The sequence below is a fragment of the Pseudoalteromonas byunsanensis genome (assembly GCF_001854475.1).
Lineage (GTDB): Bacteria > Pseudomonadota > Gammaproteobacteria > Enterobacterales > Alteromonadaceae > Pseudoalteromonas > Pseudoalteromonas byunsanensis.
This window is the reverse complement of the sequence record NZ_MNAN01000018.1, coordinates 215,771-236,863: the sequence shown is the minus strand read 5'-3', so window position 1 is coordinate 236,863 and position 21,093 is coordinate 215,771. Positions and strand designations below refer to the sequence as shown.

General features: G+C 42.3%; 27 protein-coding genes. 1 reads left to right on the top strand and 26 read right to left on the bottom strand.

Annotation, left to right across the window (positions count from 1 at the left end; genetic code table 11):
- On the bottom strand, positions 1 to 449 hold a 449-nt coding region (locus BIW53_RS03245), incomplete at its 3' end, for a DUF6531 domain-containing protein (RefSeq protein ID WP_217495703.1).
- A gap of 223 nt (positions 450 to 672) precedes the next feature.
- On the opposite strand from BIW53_RS03245, the gene BIW53_RS03240 reads away from it, so the two are divergent.
- Positions 673 to 1,245 (top strand): hypothetical protein, encoded by a 573-nt coding sequence (locus BIW53_RS03240; RefSeq protein WP_070990378.1) that lies wholly within the window; start codon positions 673 to 675, stop codon positions 1,243 to 1,245.
- 54 nt (positions 1,246 to 1,299) lie between these two features.
- On the opposite strand, the gene fliP is transcribed toward BIW53_RS03240, so the two are convergent.
- From fliP to BIW53_RS03115, 25 genes are all read right to left on the bottom strand, one after another.
- Positions 1,300 to 2,043 carry a flagellar type III secretion system pore protein FliP gene (gene fliP, locus BIW53_RS03235; RefSeq protein ID WP_245699338.1) on the bottom strand — a complete coding sequence of 248 codons (744 nt, stop codon included), beginning with the start codon at positions 2,041 to 2,043 and terminating at the stop codon, positions 1,300 to 1,302.
- Positions 2,036 to 2,329, bottom strand: a complete 294-nt coding sequence (locus tag BIW53_RS03230; protein WP_070990376.1) for a hypothetical protein — start codon at positions 2,327 to 2,329, stop codon at positions 2,036 to 2,038. Before BIW53_RS03230 ends, fliP begins: the two co-directional genes overlap by 8 nt.
- The gene (locus tag BIW53_RS03225) at positions 2,322 to 2,639 is read right to left on the bottom strand and encodes a FliM/FliN family flagellar motor switch protein (RefSeq protein ID WP_070990375.1); all 318 of its coding nucleotides are present in this window, start codon (positions 2,637 to 2,639) and stop codon (positions 2,322 to 2,324) included. Before BIW53_RS03225 ends, BIW53_RS03230 begins: the two co-directional genes overlap by 8 nt.
- The gene (locus tag BIW53_RS03220) at positions 2,640 to 3,374 is read right to left on the bottom strand and encodes a FliM/FliN family flagellar motor switch protein (protein ID WP_070990374.1); all 735 of its coding nucleotides are present in this window, start codon (positions 3,372 to 3,374) and stop codon (positions 2,640 to 2,642) included. It lies immediately after the preceding gene.
- Entirely contained in the window at positions 3,374 to 4,552 is a 1,179-nt protein-coding gene (flgF, locus tag BIW53_RS03215; protein WP_070990373.1) for a flagellar basal-body rod protein FlgF, read from the bottom strand. Before flgF ends, BIW53_RS03220 begins: the two co-directional genes overlap by 1 nt.
- 12 nt (positions 4,553 to 4,564) lie before the next feature.
- The gene (locus BIW53_RS03210; protein ID WP_070990372.1) at positions 4,565 to 4,981 is read right to left on the bottom strand and encodes a flagellar hook assembly protein FlgD; all 417 of its coding nucleotides are present in this window, start codon (positions 4,979 to 4,981) and stop codon (positions 4,565 to 4,567) included.
- The gene (locus BIW53_RS03205) at positions 4,982 to 5,959 is read right to left on the bottom strand and encodes a hypothetical protein (protein ID WP_070990371.1); all 978 of its coding nucleotides are present in this window, start codon (positions 5,957 to 5,959) and stop codon (positions 4,982 to 4,984) included.
- The gene (locus BIW53_RS03200; RefSeq protein ID WP_070990370.1) at positions 5,952 to 6,401 is read right to left on the bottom strand and encodes a hypothetical protein; all 450 of its coding nucleotides are present in this window, start codon (positions 6,399 to 6,401) and stop codon (positions 5,952 to 5,954) included. The genes BIW53_RS03205 and BIW53_RS03200 overlap by 8 nt, the downstream gene beginning before the upstream one ends.
- Entirely contained in the window at positions 6,385 to 7,716 is a 1,332-nt protein-coding gene (locus tag BIW53_RS03195) for a FliI/YscN family ATPase (protein WP_084228044.1), read from the bottom strand. Before BIW53_RS03195 ends, BIW53_RS03200 begins: the two co-directional genes overlap by 17 nt.
- Positions 7,709 to 8,428, bottom strand: a complete 720-nt coding sequence (locus tag BIW53_RS03190) for a FliH/SctL family protein (RefSeq protein WP_070990369.1) — start codon at positions 8,426 to 8,428, stop codon at positions 7,709 to 7,711. Before BIW53_RS03190 ends, BIW53_RS03195 begins: the two co-directional genes overlap by 8 nt.
- Entirely contained in the window at positions 8,425 to 8,787 is a 363-nt protein-coding gene (locus BIW53_RS03185) for a hypothetical protein (RefSeq protein ID WP_070990368.1), read from the bottom strand. The genes BIW53_RS03190 and BIW53_RS03185 overlap by 4 nt, the downstream gene beginning before the upstream one ends.
- A complete protein-coding gene (fliF, locus tag BIW53_RS03180) occupies positions 8,777 to 10,153 on the bottom strand; it encodes a flagellar basal-body MS-ring/collar protein FliF (protein ID WP_070990367.1) in 1,377 nt (458 codons plus the stop codon). Before fliF ends, BIW53_RS03185 begins: the two co-directional genes overlap by 11 nt.
- 14 nt (positions 10,154 to 10,167) lie before the next feature.
- On the bottom strand, positions 10,168 to 10,467 hold the full coding sequence (gene fliE / locus BIW53_RS03175; RefSeq protein WP_070990366.1) for a flagellar hook-basal body complex protein FliE: 300 nt from the start codon (positions 10,465 to 10,467) through the stop codon (positions 10,168 to 10,170).
- A gap of 1 nt (position 10,468) precedes the next feature.
- Positions 10,469 to 10,870, bottom strand: a complete 402-nt coding sequence (locus tag BIW53_RS03170; RefSeq protein WP_070990365.1) for a flagellar basal body rod protein FlgC — start codon at positions 10,868 to 10,870, stop codon at positions 10,469 to 10,471.
- Positions 10,870 to 11,241, bottom strand: a complete 372-nt coding sequence (locus tag BIW53_RS03165) for a hypothetical protein (RefSeq protein ID WP_070990364.1) — start codon at positions 11,239 to 11,241, stop codon at positions 10,870 to 10,872. The genes BIW53_RS03170 and BIW53_RS03165 overlap by 1 nt, the downstream gene beginning before the upstream one ends.
- Positions 11,242 to 11,249: 8 nt before the next feature.
- Positions 11,250 to 12,368, bottom strand: coding sequence for a flagellar basal body P-ring protein FlgI (locus BIW53_RS03160; protein ID WP_070990363.1), 1,119 nt, complete (start codon positions 12,366 to 12,368; stop codon positions 11,250 to 11,252).
- A gap of 2 nt (positions 12,369 to 12,370) precedes the next feature.
- Complete coding sequence (locus BIW53_RS03155; protein ID WP_070990362.1) at positions 12,371 to 12,937, bottom strand: flagellar basal body L-ring protein FlgH; 567 nt, start codon at positions 12,935 to 12,937, stop codon at positions 12,371 to 12,373.
- The gene (flgA, locus tag BIW53_RS03150; protein WP_070990361.1) at positions 12,924 to 13,877 is read right to left on the bottom strand and encodes a flagellar basal body P-ring formation chaperone FlgA; all 954 of its coding nucleotides are present in this window, start codon (positions 13,875 to 13,877) and stop codon (positions 12,924 to 12,926) included. The genes BIW53_RS03155 and flgA overlap by 14 nt, the downstream gene beginning before the upstream one ends.
- Before the next feature lie 4 nt (positions 13,878 to 13,881).
- Positions 13,882 to 14,658, bottom strand: a complete 777-nt coding sequence (flgG, locus tag BIW53_RS03145) for a flagellar basal-body rod protein FlgG (protein WP_070990360.1) — start codon at positions 14,656 to 14,658, stop codon at positions 13,882 to 13,884.
- Positions 14,659 to 14,660: 2 nt separating this feature from the next.
- On the bottom strand, positions 14,661 to 15,332 hold the full coding sequence (locus BIW53_RS03140; protein WP_070990359.1) for a flagellar basal body rod C-terminal domain-containing protein: 672 nt from the start codon (positions 15,330 to 15,332) through the stop codon (positions 14,661 to 14,663).
- Positions 15,333 to 15,334: 2 nt separating this feature from the next.
- Complete coding sequence (gene flhA, locus BIW53_RS03135; RefSeq protein ID WP_070990358.1) at positions 15,335 to 17,407, bottom strand: flagellar biosynthesis protein FlhA; 2,073 nt, start codon at positions 17,405 to 17,407, stop codon at positions 15,335 to 15,337.
- Positions 17,408 to 18,520 (bottom strand): EscU/YscU/HrcU family type III secretion system export apparatus switch protein, encoded by a 1,113-nt coding sequence (locus BIW53_RS03130; RefSeq protein ID WP_139158769.1) that lies wholly within the window; start codon positions 18,518 to 18,520, stop codon positions 17,408 to 17,410. It lies immediately after the preceding gene.
- Positions 18,462 to 19,160, bottom strand: coding sequence for a flagellar biosynthetic protein FliR (locus BIW53_RS03125; RefSeq protein WP_217495702.1), 699 nt, complete (start codon positions 19,158 to 19,160; stop codon positions 18,462 to 18,464). The genes BIW53_RS03130 and BIW53_RS03125 overlap by 59 nt, the downstream gene beginning before the upstream one ends.
- Positions 19,161 to 19,236: 76 nt before the next feature.
- On the bottom strand, positions 19,237 to 19,500 hold the full coding sequence (locus BIW53_RS03120) for a flagellar biosynthetic protein FliQ (RefSeq protein WP_070990355.1): 264 nt from the start codon (positions 19,498 to 19,500) through the stop codon (positions 19,237 to 19,239).
- Positions 19,490 to 20,638 (bottom strand): tetratricopeptide repeat protein, encoded by a 1,149-nt coding sequence (locus tag BIW53_RS03115; RefSeq protein WP_070990354.1) that lies wholly within the window; start codon positions 20,636 to 20,638, stop codon positions 19,490 to 19,492. The genes BIW53_RS03120 and BIW53_RS03115 overlap by 11 nt, the downstream gene beginning before the upstream one ends.
- Positions 20,639 to 21,093 lie beyond the last annotated feature (455 nt).

Below are 21,093 nucleotides of genomic sequence, written 5' to 3'. Positions count from 1 at the left end.
TTTTGACCGTCAATGTCTAATAGTGCACTGCCATCGGCATTGAACTTTAAGGTATCGTGCGCACCACTGCCTTGGGTGCTGACATACTCACCTTTAGCTGCATTATAGTTAAAGCGCTGCGCAAAGCCATCTGCCGTCACGCGCGTCACTGTGCTGCCTGCTTGGTTACGTGCCCCTTCAAGGGTAATCGATTTTAAAAACCCGAGCCGCCATTGGTCATCGTTATCACCATCAAAATGGCCCAAGCTGTTGTAGGTTCTTATCACCCCAAGTCCCAGTCCCAGCCCTTTTACCTGCTCATCTTGATGTTGCAACACCAAGTTACCTGTCGCTGCATTAACAAAGATGTTTTCTGATGCCTGCCCAAGAGCCGCACGCCCCTGTTGGCCTGAAAATGATGAAGAGGTGTTAAAAAGACCGAGTCCTTCGCCTGAAATGATAGCGCCCATAATTTATCCAATTTATTTGCTAAAAAGTGTTTCTATGTACCTCTTCCAGCATTTTTCTAAAATCTTTAACAAAAAATAATATTTTTTTAGATAACAAAAAAGCACTGCCAATTTTCAGAGCAAATAAGATAGCGTTCATCGGAAAATAAATCGGGACGGACATATCCAAAGTCGTTAAACTTTATTATTATACCTTTATCAAAAATGGAAACAGAGCAAAACTATGTCATCTCAACAAACGCATTTATCAGATTTAAAACAATTGGTTGATGACTTTCAGGAAATAATAAATAACGAGCAGCATGAAAAGATAGCCAACTTAATAGCACAATATCCACAAAGCTATGAGTTACATTTTCTGGATGGTTCTTATCAGGCTGAAAAAGGGACATATGAACAAGCAAAAGATGCTTTTACCCGTTGTCTTGAGCTCAAACCAGATTACCATATTGCACGTTTTCAACTGTGCTTTTTAGCAACTCTAAACTCCGACGTAGACACTTTTAATAGGTTTATCAGTTCACTGCTGGAGCTAACAGAACAAGTTTATCTGAGCCTGTTTGCTAATGCTCTAATACATGTATGTAATAATGAGATTGATCACGCAAAACAGATGCTAAAAGAAGGCATATTGCTCAACAATGAAAATCATGCATTGAATGAGAACATGACTAAACTACTATACATGATCAGCGAAGAACCTGAGCAAGAGACAGTCGACGATTCAGAAGCTGATGAACTTAGCAGCTCGACTAACTCGGTACTGTTAGACATTTATAAAAACAAATTTAATTAAACTTAAGCGATGCGCAAAACACGGAAGGTCGTGGCTTCTGTGTTTTGCACATTTCTAGGAAAAGCTACTGACCAAAGACTGAGAAACCAGCGACCAGCCATCAATCAACACAAATAACATCACCTTAATAGGTAGCGCTATCGAAATAGGCGGTAACATTATCATACCCAATGACATCAACACACTAGCAACAACCAAGTCAATTAACAGAAATGGTATAAAAATGACAAATGCAATTTTAAAAGCAGTCGTCAATTCACTAAGCAAAAATGCAGGTACCAGATAGCTAAATGATACTTGGTCAATACTCTGTGGAGGAGTTTTGTTAGCCATGTTCAAGATTGCCGCAAAATCTTCCTCGCGAGTTTGGCTTATCATAAAATCCTTCATATGCTTTCCGCCCTGATCCAAGGCACTTTCCAACGAAATAGTGTCACTGACATAAGGTCTTAGAGCATCACTTTCTACCTTTTCCCACACTGGTAACATCGTATAAAACGTCAAAAATAGGCTAAGCGTAATAATAATAATGTTGGGTGGTGTTTGCTGTAATCCTAGAGCATGACGAAGCATTGAAAGCACAATAACGATTCGAGTAAACGCCGTCATAGCAATTAAAATCACAGGCACAAAGGAAAGTAAAGTTAGCGTTAAAACAGTCTTTAGCTCTGGAGCAAGATCATTTATGAGCCCTGAGTTGGCAACATCATGTAGCAAACTAGTTTGCGAAACTTGATCAGCACCATACACAGGAAAAAAACTGAACAACATAAGAGCGAGTGCTAATATTTTATTCACTATGCTCTCCATTGTGGGAAAGACTTTCCCCATTGAGTTCAATCACACCAAATTTTGACTCCAATACAACATATTTCCTGTGCTCTGTGCACAATTCATAGACCACGCTATGCTGACTCAGCCTTGTTTTACTCAGCACTTTTACACCATCATTCAATTTGTGTTTGTTTGTATGAACCAACTTTAAATACAGATAAACAGCAACCAAAAGCAGTGAAACTATCGTTAATACGACCAGTTGAAAATCACCTACTGCTTCAGCTTGCCGAAACTGAAGTTCACTCATCTGATAATACCGGCACGTCAGTTATTTCAACACCAAACTTGCCCTCTGCTGCTACTAGGCGTCCCATAGCGACAACATTACCGTTTAGGCAAAGTTTAATTGGTTCCTGCGTGGACTGACCAAGCTTAACTACTTCACCTGCTTGCAGTGAATACAGTTTGTCTAAAGAGATCTCGGTATCACCAACAATACACTCCAGCTCAACCTGCACACCTTTTAGCATACGCTTATCTAGGCCTGTAAACATTTTCTCACCAGACGCGCTGTTTTGTGTCACCTCAGTGAATTCAACCGGCTGAACATCTTTCATTTACGACTCCGAAAATATAATTGCTTTATTATTCTCACGCTCAACTAAGTAGCCTTGAACGGCTCCACTGGCGTGATTCACATCAATAGAGATTGGCTTTTCGATCTCTTGTTTTAACATAACTACATCGCCTTTTTTCAGGCACATAACATCAACAAAGTTAATAGATTCGCTTTTTAGCGACACGCGCATTGGAATTTGGCTGTGTTGCGCGGCTTTTACAAGCGATGCTAAAGATTGTGTAGAGGCATACTTTTGTTTCAACAAGCACTCAAACACCTTGCTATCTAGACACACGATTAACTCTCCACCCTGCCAAGATAGCTTTGCTTTAACAATCACTTGCGGGTCCGCATGTACTATTGATTCTTTTACTCCTAGGCGCGCTGCGATTCTACTGCGAAAATCTGCATATACCGTATCCAAAGGAGCAATATTCAACTCTTCCAACAGCGACTTTAAGGTGCTTTCATCGCAGTTAAACATTTGCTGTAGTAATGAGTTAGCTTCCTTGTCGGAATGGGTATAAATACCAATTCCGGATTCATGCATTCCCTGATCACATACTTCCTTAACCTCCAGCCCACAAAATAGAGCCTCGTTAAAGTCCGTATCAACAGTAAATGGGCAATTCATGAACCAGGTTTGTTGCCAATGACTTACTTCACTACGTAGTAAGTCATTTACGGCCTGCTTCATTTCGTTGTCAAATACACCAGTACTTATCACTGACATTATCGACCTCTAGTATTCTCATATAATTGCTCAAGCAACTGATTCGATACGTTAAGCAATCTAGAGCTGGCTTGGTAACCACGCTGAATCACCAACATGTCGGCAAACTCACGAGACAAGTCAACGTTAGACAACTCAATACTCTTACCTGCAATGCTACCTAAACCTGATGTGCCAGCTTTAGCGAAGGACAACCCTGAAGTACTTTGAGCCTCAAACATGTTACCTTTTACCAGCTGCAGTGAACTTTCATCTTTTACTTGTGCAAGTGCCAAAGCAGGACCTTTTTTCGTCTCGCCGTTGCTGTATTTCAAAGACAGAGCACCATCCGCGGAGAATTCAATGCTGGTCAATGACGCAATGGCAGACCCATCTGTCACAGTTGCTTTTAGGGTAGAAGTCTCGCCTGTATCCATTGATGTTGACTGAGAAAAGTTCTCTGGACTGCCAAGCGAAAAAGACACCGCCGTGCTGCCGCCCATAGAGTCCGAAACATCAACAGAAAACGTTGCTTGTCCGTCCACTGGTGTTCCATCAGGGCCAAACGCGATAGTCGAGCTAGAAATGACCACATCAGGGTCTGATGACTTGCTAACATCAACACTCCACTCTCCGGTCACTGTTTCACTGCGTGTGAACTTTAATGTGAGTTCAACTTCCTCACCGAGATCATTAAACACCTTCACACCAGAAACTTCATGAGAAGAAGCACCACTAGAAAGGTTCCCGCTTAGCTCAACCAATGAACTTGCCTGAGGTGCCAACATTCTCAGGCCACTAATATCAAACTCAGATAATGCACCGGTGTCACTCAAACTTGCAACGCTAGCTCCGCTGTTTTTATCAACTAATATGCCATCACTGTTAAACGTAAACTGACCAGCACGGGTTAGATATTGATTACCGTCTTGTAGTAACGTAAAGAAGCCTTGGCCATTAATGGCAACGTCCGTCGCATTTCCTGTTTGCTTAATGTCACCACTGGTGAATCGATATCCTAAGCCTGATATTTGTGTACCAATACCGCCATTACCTGGGCCGCCACTTAAGCTGTCATAAAACGTATCGGCAGCACGAAACCCTGGGGTATTCATGTTCGAAATATTATTACTTACTGTATCCAAGTTTTTCGAGAATGAAAGCATTCCCGAAAGCCCATTAAAGAAGGCCTGAAACATAATTAACTCCTGTTATTGCGTTACGACGGTTACTTGGCTAAGCGATATTTTATCGACAAAGCTACCTTCAGTACTTTTGATTGTTAGTGTTGGTCCATTGGCATCGTAGTGAATAGCTTCGATGGTGCCATTAAACTCAGAACCAGCTTGCAGATTTACCTGTACTGATTTGCCAAGTAAGCTAAGCGCCTGATTCGACGAATTCATCGACAATAGACTTTGTAGTTTGTCATTTGACTGACGTGTTTGTTCAAGCGCAGAAAACTGCGCTAATTGTGCTAAAAATTCTCTGTTATTGAGTGGCTCCAGAGGGTCTTGAGAATTCAACTGCGCCAAAAACAATTTGATGAACTCATCTTGAGATACATTACTGTTTTCATTAGATGCCGTTGTGGTATTACTTACCTGCCCAATACTTTCAATTGCCATTTACTCCTCCCTTTGCCATAAGGTGACACCATTAAAGCTATACTCAGATAACTTCGAGAGCATCTCTTTACTTACAAAGCTGTCTAACCATGACAACACTGACTTGCTGTAGTCTTGTCGGTTAAAATAATCTCTTGCTGATACTTTCAGTTCTTTGTCGTTTGTAGGCACAATAAATAGCGCCTGAGCTGAGTAAGCCTGAGAACGAGAGTCATAATGAGGTTTTGCGCCCTCAAGCACGGCACGTTTCTTTACTTGTTCATAAACTCGGTTTGAAACCTGCTCAGTTCCAGCAACTTGCCAAAGCTGGCTTTGTAGCTTGACGCTATTGTTCAATTTAGTGCTCTCAAAACCCAAATTGCTAGGCAACGGCGTCGCTTGGCCTGACCCTGACGAAGTATTTAAGTGATGCTTGAGTTGAAGACTTTGCACACCAGCCTCAGATGTTTTCAGCTGCGACAGGTAACCTTTAGCCACCTTTCCCCAAGTTACGGTGACTTTGACCTCAATGGTCGATGCGCTGCTACTATTCACTTGCGTTGGTACAACAAGCATAAGAGGGCTTTGCATCACTGTATCTGACACTATGCTGCTGTGTTGCTCTTGCTGAGCTTGAGTCAGCGTGTCAACAGTGTCAGCAGCGATATACAATGGTGCGTTATTATTTGAGTCGCTAAACAGTAACGTCAGATCATTTTGCAGCTTACTGATCAAGTCTGTATGCTTACTCGTTAAATCATGCGGCTGTTTCGCACTAGTACCACTGTGATTTACCAGTTCCAAAACTTGTTCATTGTTTTGATTACCTGACACCATAGTTGAGTTAACATCGGCATGCTCCGGCTCTTGAGAAACGTTCAACAACGCTAAGAAAGGTGAATCTTCCCCCTGTTGAGTCTGCTTTCCCGTAAGCCCTGAACCGCTGCCAACCGCAAGCTTACCTGCGCCCGTTAAAATTAAATTATCAAGTTCAAGCACGATTAAAATTTCCTTTATTGATAACCCACAATTGTTCCAGCTGTTTTTCTTGTAACTGAGTTAAACGCGCGCTTTCCTGTCGTTTAAATTGGTCAGATTTGTTGCTGGTCACTTGCTGCTTTAGCTTCAGTAACATAAGCTCTTGTTGTAAACTTTTACGTTGTGACTCAAGCTCAGAAATACGCATATTTAACTCATCTATGCTGACAGCTAAAGTAGCAACATGGTTGAGGGTTGCCCGGTGTACTTCCGGCATCACTGTACCCAAGTTAAAGTGCTCATTAGCTCGCTGCAATCTTTTATGGCATTGCTGTAACTGAGCTTTTTCTTCACTCAGCTCTCTTAGGACGCTGTTCATTTCAGCTTGCTTTGCTAATGTTTTATGCGCAAAAATTTGCGAATATTGATTGCAAAAGCGCGCATTCTTAAGGTTGTTTGTCATCTTTTATCTCCAGCGCGTGTAAACGTTCGAGCATGGTTTTACGCTCTATATGTTCACCTTTGTCTTGCTGTAAAAATTCACAAACCGTTTTGTAATTACGCTTTATTAATGCGGCATTGGAGTTCTCCCCCTCTACCATGCCCAGCTCTAGCAACTCTTTATTGTCTTCATAATTCAGCCAGGCTTTGCGCACTTTAAGCAGTGATTCTCGTTGCTCAGTAGTAGATAGATCACCAAATAAGCGGCTCACAGATTTCAAAATATCAATTGCCGGAAAGTGATAACGTTCGGCCAGTTGTCTGGTTAGAACGATATGACCATCCAAAATAGCGCGCAAAGTATCAACAACGGGATCGTTAAAGTCATCATTTTCAACCAACACTGTGAAAATGGCTGTGATAGCGCCGCGACCGTTGAACCTGCCACAGCGCTCAACAACTTTAGGGATCGCTGAAAATACCGATGTGGTGTAGCCTTTGAGTGTTGGGGGTTCACCTATTGCTAAGCCAATCTCTCTGAGCGCCATTGCAAAACGTGTCATAGAATCTACTGTCAACAATACGTCCTTGCCCTGATACGAAAAATATTCCGCCAGCGCTAACGCGTAATGTACTGATTGTACTCGTACTAAAGGTGACTCTTCCGCAGTAGCGGCTATTACCACTGAGTTTTTGATACCTTCAGATCCGAGTGTACGAGATACAAATTCTTCAACTTCTCGTCCTCGCTCCCCAACAAGTACAACGATATTAACTTTGTCATCGCTGATCCTGTTTTTACATATATCACTGAGCAAACTACTTTTACCTACACCACTTCCGGCAAATAGACCAACTCTTTGGCCAAGCCCCAATGTAAGAAAAGTATCAATAGCAGTCACTCCCGTATCGAATACATCTTCTATTGGTTGCCTTTTCAGTGGGTTGATTGGTTGTGTTTGTATCTCAACATCAATGACATCATGGATCTCTCCGGCATCGTCAATTGCTTTACCAAAAGCATTCACCACTCGACCCAGATAGCCATTACCAACAGGTACTGTGACACTATGTCCCAAGGAGATGACCTTGCTGCCGTAGGTTACCCCTCGGAGACTTTCAAACGGCAACAGCAAAACGCTTTGTTCACGAAAGCCGACAACCTGACATAAAATTTCAGGCTGTCCTGACTTTGGATAAATTTTACAAAGCTCACCAATACAAGCACCTGGACAGCTGGCTTCTACCACTACACCTATCGTTGTGATAACAAAACCTTTGCTGATCTGACATTCAATATTGTCTAGTGACTGCTTAAATAAATGTAAGTTAGCCAACGCTTGTGCCTCTTTGCAGCTGCACTAAATTTTTACACCACACCTGCAACTTTTCGCCAAAGTTGGATTCAATACAACCATTTGCCAGCTCCAGCCTTGTATCCCCAATAGACAAACGCTTATCTTCTTTTATTACCACTTTTTCTTGTAATTGCTGGGCATACTGACTCTGTATGTGCGACTGAACCAACTGGTGATCCTCAGGGCTCAAGCACAACACTACACTTTTCGACATCAAGCTTTCTTCGATAGCCCGCTCAACCACTTGTTGTAAATACGTGCCCTGCTCTAAACGCTCACCTAGTAGCTTAAAAACCGCCAACGTAATCGTCTCGTATATCTCTTCGTCTTTAAGTTGGATTTCAGGTGTTAAAGCACTAATGTTTTTTAGCAATATGTCTAGTTGCTGCTGTTGCTCGGCCAGTCCTTTTTCAATCTCTTCTGCGCGTTGGCTAGTAAGGTTCTGTGCTTCTTTTACGCCCTTGTCTAAGCCTTCTTTATAGCCGCGCTCAGATTCAGTTTTAACAATCGTTTCAATATCACTTTGAAACAACTCTGCGATTAATTGCTGACGCTCAGAAGACTCCATAGCCATAAGCAATGCTCGCGCATCCGGCTTTGCTTCTTGCTGCACTGCTGTGACGATAGGCGACTCAGTAACCGCTGGCTTTGAGCTTTTTGGCCCATAGTAGGTTTTAACACTGTCGATCATTGCCCCCCCTCTTTAAGCTCAACCACATTGGTGTGCTTAGCCGCGTGTAAGTGTTCATTTATCAACGCTTTGACCTGTTCAGTAACCACCCCTTCGTGAGTGTCAATACGTTTTAAATAAGCTAATACATCCTTCGGTAACGGGGACGCCTGATGTTCCAGTTGATGCTTATTTCCAGTTAGCTGTGCCAACAACTCCGACGGGTTTTCGATTCCGATTTGTTGTAATGCGCTGTAAGCCCCTTTAACCTGTTTACGTACCTCAGGGTCGAGTCTGCGCAACAACCAAGCTCTGTCCATCCAGTTCAAGGTGGTGAGCTTAAGAGCCACCATTTTGATAGGATTTTCCTTAGCGTGCATGACCAGACTCCTGCTTTTCAAGCCACTGCGATACCTCGTGCAACATCTCTTGGCGTTCTTTCTTAGGTAAACGATTGCGTGCTGATACCATAAAGCCAATTGACACGATAGCGAGCGGAATTAAAAGCAGTAGCAACACAGGAAAAGTAGTCTGTGGCAGTAAATCTTTAAAAGACCTTGCCTCACTCACATCTGTTTTCTCTGGCTTTGGCTGTTCAAGCGTTTTAGGTGCTTCTAGGATCTGGTTTTGTTCCACAATTAGCGGTTCAAAATATTCTATTGCAACCGTATCACCGCGTGCTTTATCTAAGCCGGTGGCGGATGAAAGTAATGTTTTCAGCTTAGTTATTTGCAGCTCATCCATGCTAACGTTCAAAGCAACAGCAATGCTTATCTTTTCAACATCTCCAGCCAGTTGAGTGCTCTGCTGTGTTTTGCTGCCAACTGTGTATTCAAGCTCTTCATTAACATGTAAAGCGTTTGAGTTGCTATCTGAGTCAGCCTTGGGCACATCACGGCTGGATGTTTTTTTGCGAACCACAACCCCTTTTCCGTCAGGACCCGCAAGCACAGACTTTTCAACTGAACTCACCTTCTTGTGACTCAACTCCACGCTTGCAGAAACCGCAAATTGTGATGGCATCATATAAAGTGCCAGTAGCTTTTCTACTTTCTTTATCAACTCTGCTTCTTTTGCAGAACTACCAACTAGTATTTCCTGCTCATCTGACGCCGCAGCTCCCCTTGAAAGCTGTTTGCCATGCTCTGAAAAGACCGTAACCTGATTGGCGCTTAACCCTTCAACAGCAGCCGAAACCAAAGATTGGATACCGCTGATGTTACGACGCGTCATTTCATATCCTGGCTCAGTAAACAATGTAACTGACGCTTTTGCAGGCGAGCTATCTGCAGAAAACAATCGCTTGTCTGCCATGGTCAAATGCACGCGGGCGTAACGAATATAAGATAAAGAGGAAAGCGTTCTTTCCAGCTCTCCTTGCATCGCTCTTTGGAACGTTACCTTTTGTGCATGCTCTGTCATGCCATAATCAGTCTTATCGAATAATTCCAGACCATGTGATGAAAAGCTGCTTCCCTGAGCTTGCTCCAATAGCAACTGACTTTTACCAAGTTGTTCCTGGTTAACTAACAGCTCACCGTTTGCAGTGTACTTATAATCAAGATTATTCTGCTCAAACTTTTCAATGATTGCCGCCGATTGCTGCATATCTTTAAGGTGCACAGGTTGATAGCTTGCCTTAACAACCCATACTACTGCTGCCACTGTAAACGCAACGATAGTGACGGCCAAAACCATCAGAGAGCGTTTTTGTACTGCTGTTAATGTCGTAAATAAATTACTCATTTTTTACTTCTCGCCTATATCTGCATTTTTGTAATTTCTTGATAGACATCAAGTAATTTATTTCGTACCTGAACAGCCATGTTCAGCTCTAAACGGGCTTTTTCCATCGCAATCATAATTTCGTGAGATGGGATGTTTTCCCCAAGCGCCGCACGTTCAGCAACGCTATTTGCCTCAACCAAACTGGTGTTTAGCTCTCCCACCCCAGACAGCACTACATCTAAAAATGCACTGCTTGTTTGCACGGGAGTAAGCTGTGCAACTTCATTGGCTTTTAATAAATCTGCAGAGGCTTCAATTGCTGTGATTTCCATACTACTTTCCTATTTCCAGTGCTTTTGAACTCATACTTTTATAAGCATTAAATGCTTTTACATTAGCTTCATATGCACGCGTGGCGGTGTTGAGATTAAGCATTTCGGTCGCCAAATTGATTTGCGGCGTGAACACATATCCCTGATCGTTCGCCATTGCATGCTCTGGCTTATATTGAGCCTGTACCAAAGCTGCCTGTGTGATTAATTGGTCGCTTTGTAGCTCTACACGCTCGGCGAATGACAGATTGTTTGCCGCCCCAGAAAGTTGCTTAACTTTATAAACACCCTCGGGTGTCGAAGACACGGTATTCGCATTTGCAATATTCATTGAGGCGGCTTCTAATTTGGCGCGCTCAATTGCCATACCAGACATGCTTATGGCGTAAATATCATGTGCCATTATCGTTTTCCTCCAGAAATAGCTAGGTTCATCAGCCCTAATTTTCGATTCAGAACTTCTGCCAGCTTTTGATACTTACCTGACGCTTTCATCGATAAAGCAACTTCTTCATCCAGCGATACTTTTTTGTGGCTTTCGTTTACATAGCTGGCTTCTACATCCTGCCATTGTGAGGATAGCTGCGACATTACCTCTGCTTTTTGATCGCTGGGCAAGCTTTGAATGTCAGCTAACAACGACGAGAAGTCTGCGCGTTGTGCCGACGCTCCTGAAACACTATGTGATGCCAGGTTTTCTAAAGATAAACGTTGCTCTGTTGCTGCTATATTAAGAGACAGCCTTAATGCTTCAATTGATAATAAATCTGACATTGCGCCCCCTATTGCACCACTAATTCTGCATGCAGCGCGCCGCTTTTCTTTAACGCTTGCAAAATTGAAATAATGTCTCGAGTTGACAGCTTTAGTTTTTTAAGTGAGCTAACTAGTTCGGCAATATTGGTCCCTTGAGCACTTTGGTATAAGGCTTCGTTCTCTTCAGACGCTCCCAGTTCACTAGTTGGCGTGACCACGGTTCTAATACCACTATTTGTGTCAACGAATACACCATTAGGTTGTGAAGTATAGAAATTGGTATCAATCGTCAGCTGTATTGATCCATGGGAAATAACCACACCTCCAATATGAATATCAGCGCCCGAAACAAGCGTACCTGTACGCTCGTTAATGACCACTTTGGAGGCCACCTCTGGCACTACCCTAGCTTGCTGAATAGTAGCAATCGCCGAAATCACTGACATACCTTGATCTGGTTTCACCACCACTTTGCCAGCATGTACCGCATTCACCTCAAAGCCTGTAGCCTTGCTCAATGCCTGCACGATTCTATCGGCAGTGACAAAGTCTGGTTGTTTTAGAATTAAGCTCAAAGTGCCATCATCATTTACAAACTGATTTTTAATTTCACGTTCTACTGTGCCGCCCTGAGGAATAAAGCCAACTGTTGGGTGGTTGCTTTGTAACATACTTTGATTTGCCTCAAGCTTATAACCACCCACAGCAAGGCTGCCTTGAGCCAAAGCATAAACCTTGTTGTCAGCACCTTTAAGTGGCGTCATGTATAGTGTGCCACCAGTTAGGCTTCTCGCATCGCCAATAGATGAAACATGCACATCTAATTTGTCACCCGGCTGTGCAAAGGCTGGTAAATCAGCAGTCACGATTACCGCAGCAGCATTTTTGCTCCTGATATCGTCTGTTGATAAGATCAGGCCAAAACTTTCCAGTGTATTCTTTACCGACTGCAACGTTGCCAGGCTTCTGGATGAATCTCCGCTGCCTGCCAAACCAACTACGATACCGTAGCCGACTAGGGCGTTTTCACGTACTCCTTCCACCCTCGCCAAATCTTTCACCCTGACAGCACCTTGGCTGCTGGCAACGCTATCAGTGCAAAACAGCATCATTGATACGGTTAAAATCAAACTATATAAGCGCATAATTAAAACCCTAACCAAGTAAATAGTTGAGATAACACACCCTCAGATTCTTGCTCTTCACCCGTAAAGACAATTTTTGCATCCATAATACGAGATGATAGTAAGGTGTTATTTGCCATGATATCGATAGGTCTCACGCGCCCCGAGAGCTCAATACTTTGCAGTTCTCCATCAATAGTGATGTTCTGGGTTCCATTGATTACTAGGTTGCCAAACTTGTCAATTTCGCTAACAACCGCAGTGATCTGTGCTTTGATAAAACCATTTCTGCTCGTCACTGCATCGCCACTATATTCTGCGCCCAGTCCCATAGCATAAGGCCAGCTGCCTTGTGGCGAGCTTCCAGCTGCAGAAATTGATAGGTCATTGGCATTGGATGAGCCTGAACGGCTTTTTGCTTGTGCATTTTCAAGTACCACAACTGTCACCGTGTCGCCAAGTGACATAGCACGCTTATCAGAAGTCAACGAGTTAAAAGTGCTCTCATTAAACAATGACGTGGCATGCAAATTCATACTCAATGCGGTACACAACACCAACGCAAGGCCCGCTACTTTATTGTGAAACAATGACAACTCCTTTTTGCACGATTTTGGCTTTAATAGCCTGATTACTTGACTCAAGCATGATGTTAATTTCATCTCCCAATTGTCCTTCTCCCAGTGCTTTGGCTTTTCCGGTGATAAACAAAGCACCGCTTTGCATCTTAAATTGCAATTGCTCACCTTGCTCCACCAGAGGCTTCGTTCTGGTATTGTTTTCATCCAGCACTTGACCAGATTGCAGGTTTCTGCGCGCAATCAAATTGTTAATGTCTAATCTCTGCTGTGACAGCTTTAAATGCGTTACTTCTTGCCATAGCCATTCAACATCGAGGTCATTTATTGACTCTTCTTTTTGTTTATTAACACGTAATACAGGTCTTAACTGTTCTAACGCTAACTGCATTACAACACTAAAATCTTCTCCACTGTCTAAGTTAAACGTAATTCGGTGTTTGCTAAACAAGGTGCCCTGTATGTTATTTTTAACCTCGAAACGCTCAACGTTTTGAGGAACACATAACAAATTGCGCTCATCAATAAAGCGCACCGACCGCAATCTGGCATTGTTTGCATCAAGCCATGCACTAATGCTCTGCTGCGCTGCGCGTTCAAGCTTTTTTACACTCAGTGACCAACATTGTTTTAAAAACACCTGATTGAGACCTTTGACTTGCCAATCAGGTCCAAAGTCTGAAAACCGTGCTCTTAGTTGCGTCGTGATCTCACCGGCTGTCAGACGATTTCCAGTCGCAGGCCAGTCGAGTGTTACCTGACGAACTTGATCAACCAGTGCCTGATTACTACCAGACACCTCTGCAATATCCGCCAGCTTCACAACATCGTGACCTAAGTATTGCATTCGATTGATAGACACTTGTAACTGCTCAACATCAGCGCGCTCTTGTGTCGATGCATAAGACAACCCGCTTATCAAACAAAAGCCAAGAAAAACGTAAAACTTCAACCTGTTAGCGCCTTAAGTTGTTAATTGTTTCGAGTACCTGATCAGATACTTGAATGATTCTGGCATTAAGCTGATAACCACGCTGCGCCAACATCAAATTAACCATTTCTTCATTCATTGAGACATTTGACAGCTCAGTAAATCCTTGTACGATTTGACCAATGCCATTTTCACCAGGAGCACTAAAGTTTGGCTGACCCGCTTGCTCTGTTGCAGCATAGAGATTGTTGCCTAATCGTTTTAAGCCCTGTGGATTGTTAAAATTAACCAACTCCAACTGACCGATTTCCACCAACTGTGCAGAGCTGTCTACACGAACTAACACTGAGCCGCTTGAGGTAAATGTCACGTTGGTCACATCTGGAGGTAATTGAATATGCCCACTTAGACGCTGTCCTTGAGAAGACACCAAGTAACCATCATCATCAACTCGCAGTCGCCCAGCACGAGTATAAGCAAGATCACCGTTTTGGGTTTCTACAGCCAAAAAACCTTTTCCGTTAATAGCAATGTCAAACGGGTTACCCGTTTGTTTTAAATCGCCTCGTTCAAAATTGACCATTTGCTCGGTTGTGGCGACCCCTATCCCTTGAGTTTGCAATTGCGCAGACGACTGTGCGTGATGAATGCCAGGGTTTGTTTGATATACTAAGTCAACAAAGTTCACATCTGAACTTTTAAAGCCAGGTGTTGATACGTTGGCGATGTTATTAGAAATAACCTCTATTAACTCTTGTTGCGAGTTCATCCCTGTTTCGGCGATGTATAAAGCTTCAATCATTGTTATCTTCTTCCTAATTCATTTATTCCAGCATTCATCATTTGGTCATAAGCTGATGCCGCTTTTTGCAAACTCTGTACGTGTCGATTTATGTTGATCATGTTGGTCATTTGCTCGCCTGAATCCACATTAGAGACGTTAATAGCATTACCTTTTATTTGTTTGTCATGTACTTCGCTCACTGAGCCTGAAAACGCATAAAGCCCACCAGAGTGACCTGTCAAAACTTGGCCAACATCAACTATCTTGAGCTGTTCAAGTTGTTGACCATCAACAAATATTTGACCATTCTCGGCGACCGTTACATGACCGTGCCCTACGTTGATTGCTCCTGACTCTCCTACCAGTTTTCCACCTGATACGTGTGTCAGCCAGCCGTCCTGCGACACATGAAAACGTCCATAGCGGCTTACAAATAACTGATCATTCTTCTCAATGACGAAGTACCCCTTGGAAGCAATGGCCCAATCTAGGCCTCGATCGCTATCTTTAATTGCACCATACTTTGGGGCTATTTTTTGCTGCGCTATGGTATTGTGACCGTTCAAAGCTACATCAAAAGACTGTACAGCCTGATAGCCTGGGGTATTTACATTCGCGACATTCTGACTTATCGCTTTTAAATGCTCCAAGTCTCGCTCAATCCCTAATGCAATCGCTTCGATAACTGCCATTATTAAGCCGCCTCCTGACTTTTATTTTTGCGAACAACGCCTAAATTGCTCACTGATACCGAAGAAGGAATTTCAGAAATTGCCAGTACATGTAACTGTGGAATAACACGTTCGAGTAAACGACGCGTTGCTAAACGGATCGGTGAATGGCATACCAACACCGGTGTTATACGTTTTGATATGGCCAGCTCGGTATAACCTGCTAATTGCTTGATGATCGCCTCTGTCAGTTCCGGCTCTATCGCCAATGAGCTTTGCCCATGTTCATTTTGAACGCCCGAGATCAATTGCTGCTCAATCAGAGGTTCAAAAGTAATCACATGTAGCACATCATCTTTGTCCAGAAGAGTCTGTACTATCTGCGCTTTGAGCTTTTCTCTGACCTGTTCGCATAGGAAATTTACTTCTTTTGCCACTTTGCCTTTATCTACAAGGCATTCCAAAATCATTTCAAGATTGCGAATAGACACTTTTTCTTTTAACAATTGCTGCAGCACATTTTGAATTTCTGAATAGCTCATTACATTTGGAATAAGCTCATTCAATAAACTGGCTTGCGATCCTTCTAATCTAGAAACCAGTTTCTCAGTTTCTGAACGAGTAAGTAACTCCGAGGCATGAGACTTAATCATTTCCGTAAGATGGGTAAGTAAGGTAGTTTCAGCATCAACAACAGTGTAACCGGCACGACGCGCGTTACCTGATTGCTCTTCGTCAACCCAACAAGCGGGCAGCCCATAGGTTGGCTCTTTCGCTTTAATGCCTTCTACCGCATCTAGCTTTCCTTTAGGGTCTATTGCCAAATATTTATCAAAATACAAGCTCCCCCTACCTGCTCTAGACCCTAAAATACGTAATTCATAGTTGCCTTCACTAAGGCTAGGGTCGTTCAGTAAAAATAGCTTTGGTGCGATGATCCCCAAGTCTCGGGTGAGCTGCTTTCTGAATGTATCAAAACGATCGAACAACACATCACCCTGCTCATGTATCGCATTTGCAATTTCAGCCGATACACCGAGCTCAAGTGGTCTGATTGTAAGCATTGATTCAATGCTATCGTTGTTACTGTCAGTGTCTTGCGACTCTTCCTCGTCGTCTTTCGAATCGTCTGCTACATCTTTTGCACGCCGATAAGCCACTATGCCCAATGCAAAGAAAATTGCAGCGATAGAAAAAAGCGGAACCATAGGTAAGCCCGGCAGTAACATGGCACCAAATAATGCAACTGAAACGATAAACAACGTTTTTGGCGATGAGGTGATCTGGCGGCCAAGTTCATCACTTAAGTGAGCATCTGTTGCTGCTCGAGTGATGATAATACCGGTCGCGGTCGCAATAATAAGCGACGGGATTTGAGTTACGATACCATCACCTACAGTTAACAATGTATAGGTATGTAACGCTTCTTCCCAGCTCAGTCCACGTTGTGCCACTCCTATTGTCAAACCACCGATAATGTCTATCAGAATAATGATGATCCCAGCAATGGCGTCACCTTTTACAAATTTGCTTGCACCATCCATTGCACCATAGAAGTTTGCTTCTTTTTCAATGTTTTCACGACGACGCTTTGCTGCATGCTCATCAATCAACCCCATATTAAGGTCAGCATCAATACTCATTTGCTTACCGGGCATGGAATCAAGAGTAAATCTTGCCGCCACTTCCGCAACACGCTGAGCTCCATTGGTTACAACCACGTACTGAACCACGATTAGAATAAAAAATACAACTAATCCAATAATATAGTTACCACCAACCACAAAGCTGCCAATGGATGAGATCACTTCCCCCGCGTCTCCTTCATTGAGTATCAATCTGGTCGCGGAAATGTTAAGGCCTAAGCGAAATAGAGTCGCTATCAACAGCAACGACGGAAATGTCGAAAAGCTCAGCGGCTTGTCGGTGTAAAACGTCAATAACAGGATCAACAATGCCAAACTGAAGTTTGTAATAAGTAATATATCTAACAACAGCGGCGGCACCGGTAAGAACAGCATCATCAAAATGACAATGACTGCGGTTACCAACAACAAATCCTTGTTTGCAGCTAATATTGATGCAATCTTCTTCATTTACTTTATCCCTAATAACCAACGAAATACCGGAGCCAGATCGTCAAAACAATGTGCAGGAACAGGCTTATTCAAGCGCGTTTGCTCATACAGTTTTCTTGCCAGTGGCTTATTTTGTATTGTTGGTATCGAATATTTACGTGCTTGAGAACGAATTTTTCCAGCAAGCTCACCTTTACCGCACGCTACAACAACGGGGGCAATCATGGTCAGCTTGTCATATTTCAGTGCGATTGCTATGTGCGTTGGATTAACAATCACAATGTCCGAATCTTTCACCTGACTAAGGGCCGCACTTTTTTGTAACAGCTCTTTTTGAATTTGCTTTTGTTTGGATTTAATCTCTGGATCACCTTCTCTTTTCTTGTGATCGTCTTTGACTTCTTTGCGGCTCATCATCATATTTTTCATGAAGTCCCAACGAGTAAACAAAATATCAAACAGCACAAAAGGTACTGAAAGCAAAACAAAATAAATGCCTATTTTGAGCAGCATACCGAGCCACAAAGATGGCATTACACTCACGGGCGATATCATTAGCTCATATGCCTGTTCGATCAGTAACGGCGATAAATAAAAAATGACAAGTGTAAATGCCAATAACTTGCAAACACTCTTAATCAGCTCAAACAAGGTCTTTTTAGAAAATATTTTTTTTAAACCAGAAGCTGGATTTATTTTTTTGAAATCGGGTTTAATTGGGAATGCACTTAATACAAACCCAGTTTGAAATACATTAGACATGACACCAAAAAGCAAAACAAAGCCAAGTAAAGGAAAAAATATATAAAGCATTTCAAGACCGATATACCGAAAAAGGCCAACTAAAGACTCGGATGTAAAAGAGAAGTTTGACGATAAAAGAAACACCCTTTTTAGCAGCTGTATAAACTGCTCTGATATACTGTTAAACAACATTGTAAAAACAGCAAAAAAGACGATACAAGTCACCAATAGGTTAAGCTCTTGGCTTTTTGTTACCTGTCCTCTTCCTTTAGCCTCTTCTAGCTTTTGGGGGGTTGGCTTTTCTGATTTATCTTGATCTTGTGCCATATTAAGACAACATCCTGCTCCAAAAAATGAACACTTGTTCAAACAAATTCTCAAAAACAAATTTACTGTGCATGCTAAACAAGCCTAATAAAAATATTCCTGAAAATATTTTTAGCGGCAACATAACAAAGTAGATATTCATCTGAGGCATTGTTCTAGATAACAAACCTATAAATACATCTAAACACCACATTAATATTATAACGGGCGCAAACATAAATAATCCAACACTAAACATAAGCGTTATTAGCGAAGCGAAATTCGGTAACTTTAAATCAAAAAAACCAGATCCGATTGGCAATACTTCAAAACTAAAAACGATACCTTCGATTAGTTTATAATGCATTCCAGACACATAAAAAATACAAATTGCGGCAGTTAAAAATATACTACCTAACAAAGGGTCTTGATTTTTATTGGTAGGGTCTATTACACCTGCCGCGCCAAAGCCAATCTGCATATCGAGTACCCGACCCCAAAACGTGATCGTGACAAAGGCAAGCTGAAGGGCAAAAAACAATACTAGACCAATTAAAAACTCACCAACTATTGCGCTTAACCACTGCGTGCCTGTTACCGTAGTTTCCTGTTCTATTAATAAGCTGCAGCACAATGTAAATACGACCATGAGCACGACTCTTACGAAGCCTGGCAATCTTTGAAGCGGGCCATAACCACTTGAGATAAAAAATGGCATCATTCTGGCCATTACTAACGCAAACTCCGTTGCAATACTGGACAATTCCACTGTCTAAAACACTCCATAATTCATTGTGTTAGAAGTTTTTAATTGACGAAATTGTCTGAATCGCATACTCAACCAACACATTGAGCATCCATGGTCCCGCTATTGCTAATACAGCTATTGAGATAACAATTTTTGGCACAAACGTCAGTGTCATTTCCTGTATCTGAGTCACTACCTGAAAAACGCTGATCAATAAGCCCACAGCTAAAGTAGCCATCAATAACGGCATTGCGATCTGTAACGCAATTTGAAACATTCCACCCAGATAGCCAATAACAATATCAGTGCTCATTACCTTTTCCTGAGCGCTCGTTAATTGTAAAAACAGCTTTTTCAATAAGTTGTTTATAGGTTTGTTTATCGACATTACTTTGCGAGCTGAGAATTTGCTCAATCATTTTCGATGCTGCATCTTCATCACCATCTTGAGCTGCTAGCAGTGACTGAGCATAAAGAGCTGTAAAACTATGAGCGTCTAAACGAAGTGCCTTTTTGGTCAACGTTTTAGCAACATCAAATTGCCCTCTGTTGATGGCGATAATAGCAAGGCCCGCGTGGGAGTCTGCAAAATTTGGGTTTAATTCGAGCGCTTGCTCAAACTGCTCAGCAGCTTTATCCACATCGTTAAGTATGAGGTATGCCCAAGCTAACAAATGATAGGTACCGATGTGATCTGGCATCAAGGTGACCGCTTTACTAAGCGTTTCAACAGCTGCGGTATATTGTGCGTTATAGAGGTTAATCTGCCCAGCCAAAGACCAAGTTCGTCCAATCATAGGGTTGATTTCTAGGCATTTTTCAACAAAGTACTCGGCGTTTGCAATTTCGTGCTTTGCCAACTCGCAAGATGCTAAAGCTAGTAATGCATCCAACTGGGTTTGAGATTGTTGTAATGCAAGGTTAGCAAAGTGTTCTGCCTTGTCTTTGTCGTCTAAATCCAAGCAACACATCGCATATAGTCCTAATGCCTCAGCATTAGCCTGCTCTGGCAGATATTTTTCAAGCACCTGTTGGGCTTGCTCAATCTGACCACTAATATAATAAGCTCTTGCAAACAGAGGATAGCTCATTGGAGGCAATGCCGATTCAGCTTCTAACCTTTTGAAGATATCAATGCACTGGGCGTAGTTAGACTCTGTAAAGTTAATCAATGCATCAAAATATGCGTACCATTCACCCAACAAAGCTTGGTAGTTATGTAAGTGCTTTTTTGCCAGCTCAAACTGACCGCTACCTAGGAGAAGTTCAACCGCTTGTGCGTGGATTGTACTGGCATTGATTTGTGAAAATGGAATTTCAGGGTAGATCTGAGTGTAACGTTCAAATTCTCTTTGCTGTGAGATACTTGCGAGCAAGTCGCCAAGAAGTGCCTCATTAGTATTATCAGTACGCCAAAATGTTATTAACTTTTCTGTTCTAGATATACTCATTGTTTACAAAGGCTCTTTGAAGTTGCTGAATAAGGTTGCGAAATGTACCAGATTTGAGTGGGATAGCAATAGGTACACTCAAAAACCCTGCACATTTTTAGTGAAAAAATGTAAACTATTTGTACATTATTTTGAGTGGGTCATACATCGTCTTATAAAGGCGGATTTCTTGCTATCCTTTGCCAAATCCGTAGGCCTAGTATAAAAAGTCGAGTAACTCTCGCAGAAATCTTCCTGTGCGTTTTTTGATGCGTATTGCGAAACAAAATGAGTGCTACAAGGATAGATATCGTTGACCCAGCTAACGCGCTGTTGACTCGTTAAAATATAATTGAATACGTGATGGCCAATTTCATGGTACAACACATGATAAAACTCATGTTTATGAAGTATTTCATGAATACAAATAAATTTTTTGGGTATTTGATTATATTGACCAATCACCTTGTAATTAA

Bases quoted from the DNA above. Each gene is read 5' to 3' on its own strand.
- BIW53_RS03220 (WP_070990374.1), bottom strand. From the start codon at position 3,374: ATGTCAGTGATAAGTACTGGTGTATTTGACAACGAAATGAAGCAGGCC.
- BIW53_RS03225 (WP_070990375.1), bottom strand. From the start codon at position 2,639: ATGAAAGATGTTCAGCCGGTTGAATTCACTGAGGTGACACAAAACAGC.
- BIW53_RS03165 (WP_070990364.1), bottom strand. From the start codon at position 11,241: ATGTCAGATTTATTATCAATTGAAGCATTAAGGCTGTCTCTTAATATA.
- BIW53_RS03200 (WP_070990370.1), bottom strand. From the start codon at position 6,401: ATGACAAACAACCTTAAGAATGCGCGCTTTTGCAATCAATATTCGCAA.
- BIW53_RS03160 (WP_070990363.1), bottom strand. From the start codon at position 12,368: ATGCGCTTATATAGTTTGATTTTAACCGTATCAATGATGCTGTTTTGC.
- BIW53_RS03230 (WP_070990376.1), bottom strand. From the start codon at position 2,329: ATGAGTGAACTTCAGTTTCGGCAAGCTGAAGCAGTAGGTGATTTTCAA.
- BIW53_RS03170 (WP_070990365.1), bottom strand. From the start codon at position 10,870: ATGGCACATGATATTTACGCCATAAGCATGTCTGGTATGGCAATTGAG.
- BIW53_RS03210 (WP_070990372.1), bottom strand. From the start codon at position 4,981: ATGGCAATTGAAAGTATTGGGCAGGTAAGTAATACCACAACGGCATCT.
- BIW53_RS03115 (WP_070990354.1), bottom strand. From the start codon at position 20,638: ATGAGTATATCTAGAACAGAAAAGTTAATAACATTTTGGCGTACTGAT.
- flgF (WP_070990373.1), bottom strand. From the start codon at position 4,552: ATGTTTCAGGCCTTCTTTAATGGGCTTTCGGGAATGCTTTCATTCTCG.
- flgG (WP_070990360.1), bottom strand. From the start codon at position 14,658: ATGATTGAAGCTTTATACATCGCCGAAACAGGGATGAACTCGCAACAA.
- fliE (WP_070990366.1), bottom strand. From the start codon at position 10,467: ATGGAAATCACAGCAATTGAAGCCTCTGCAGATTTATTAAAAGCCAAT.
- BIW53_RS03190 (WP_070990369.1), bottom strand. From the start codon at position 8,428: ATGATCGACAGTGTTAAAACCTACTATGGGCCAAAAAGCTCAAAGCCA.
- flhA (WP_070990358.1), bottom strand. From the start codon at position 17,407: ATGAAGAAGATTGCATCAATATTAGCTGCAAACAAGGATTTGTTGTTG.
- fliF (WP_070990367.1), bottom strand. From the start codon at position 10,153: ATGAGTAATTTATTTACGACATTAACAGCAGTACAAAAACGCTCTCTG.
- BIW53_RS03120 (WP_070990355.1), bottom strand. From the start codon at position 19,500: ATGAGCACTGATATTGTTATTGGCTATCTGGGTGGAATGTTTCAAATT.
- BIW53_RS03185 (WP_070990368.1), bottom strand. From the start codon at position 8,787: ATGCACGCTAAGGAAAATCCTATCAAAATGGTGGCTCTTAAGCTCACC.
- BIW53_RS03240 (WP_070990378.1), top strand. From the start codon at position 673: ATGTCATCTCAACAAACGCATTTATCAGATTTAAAACAATTGGTTGAT.
- BIW53_RS03125 (WP_217495702.1), bottom strand. From the start codon at position 19,160: ATGATGCCATTTTTTATCTCAAGTGGTTATGGCCCGCTTCAAAGATTG.
- BIW53_RS03140 (WP_070990359.1), bottom strand. From the start codon at position 15,332: ATGGCAGTTATCGAAGCGATTGCATTAGGGATTGAGCGAGACTTGGAG.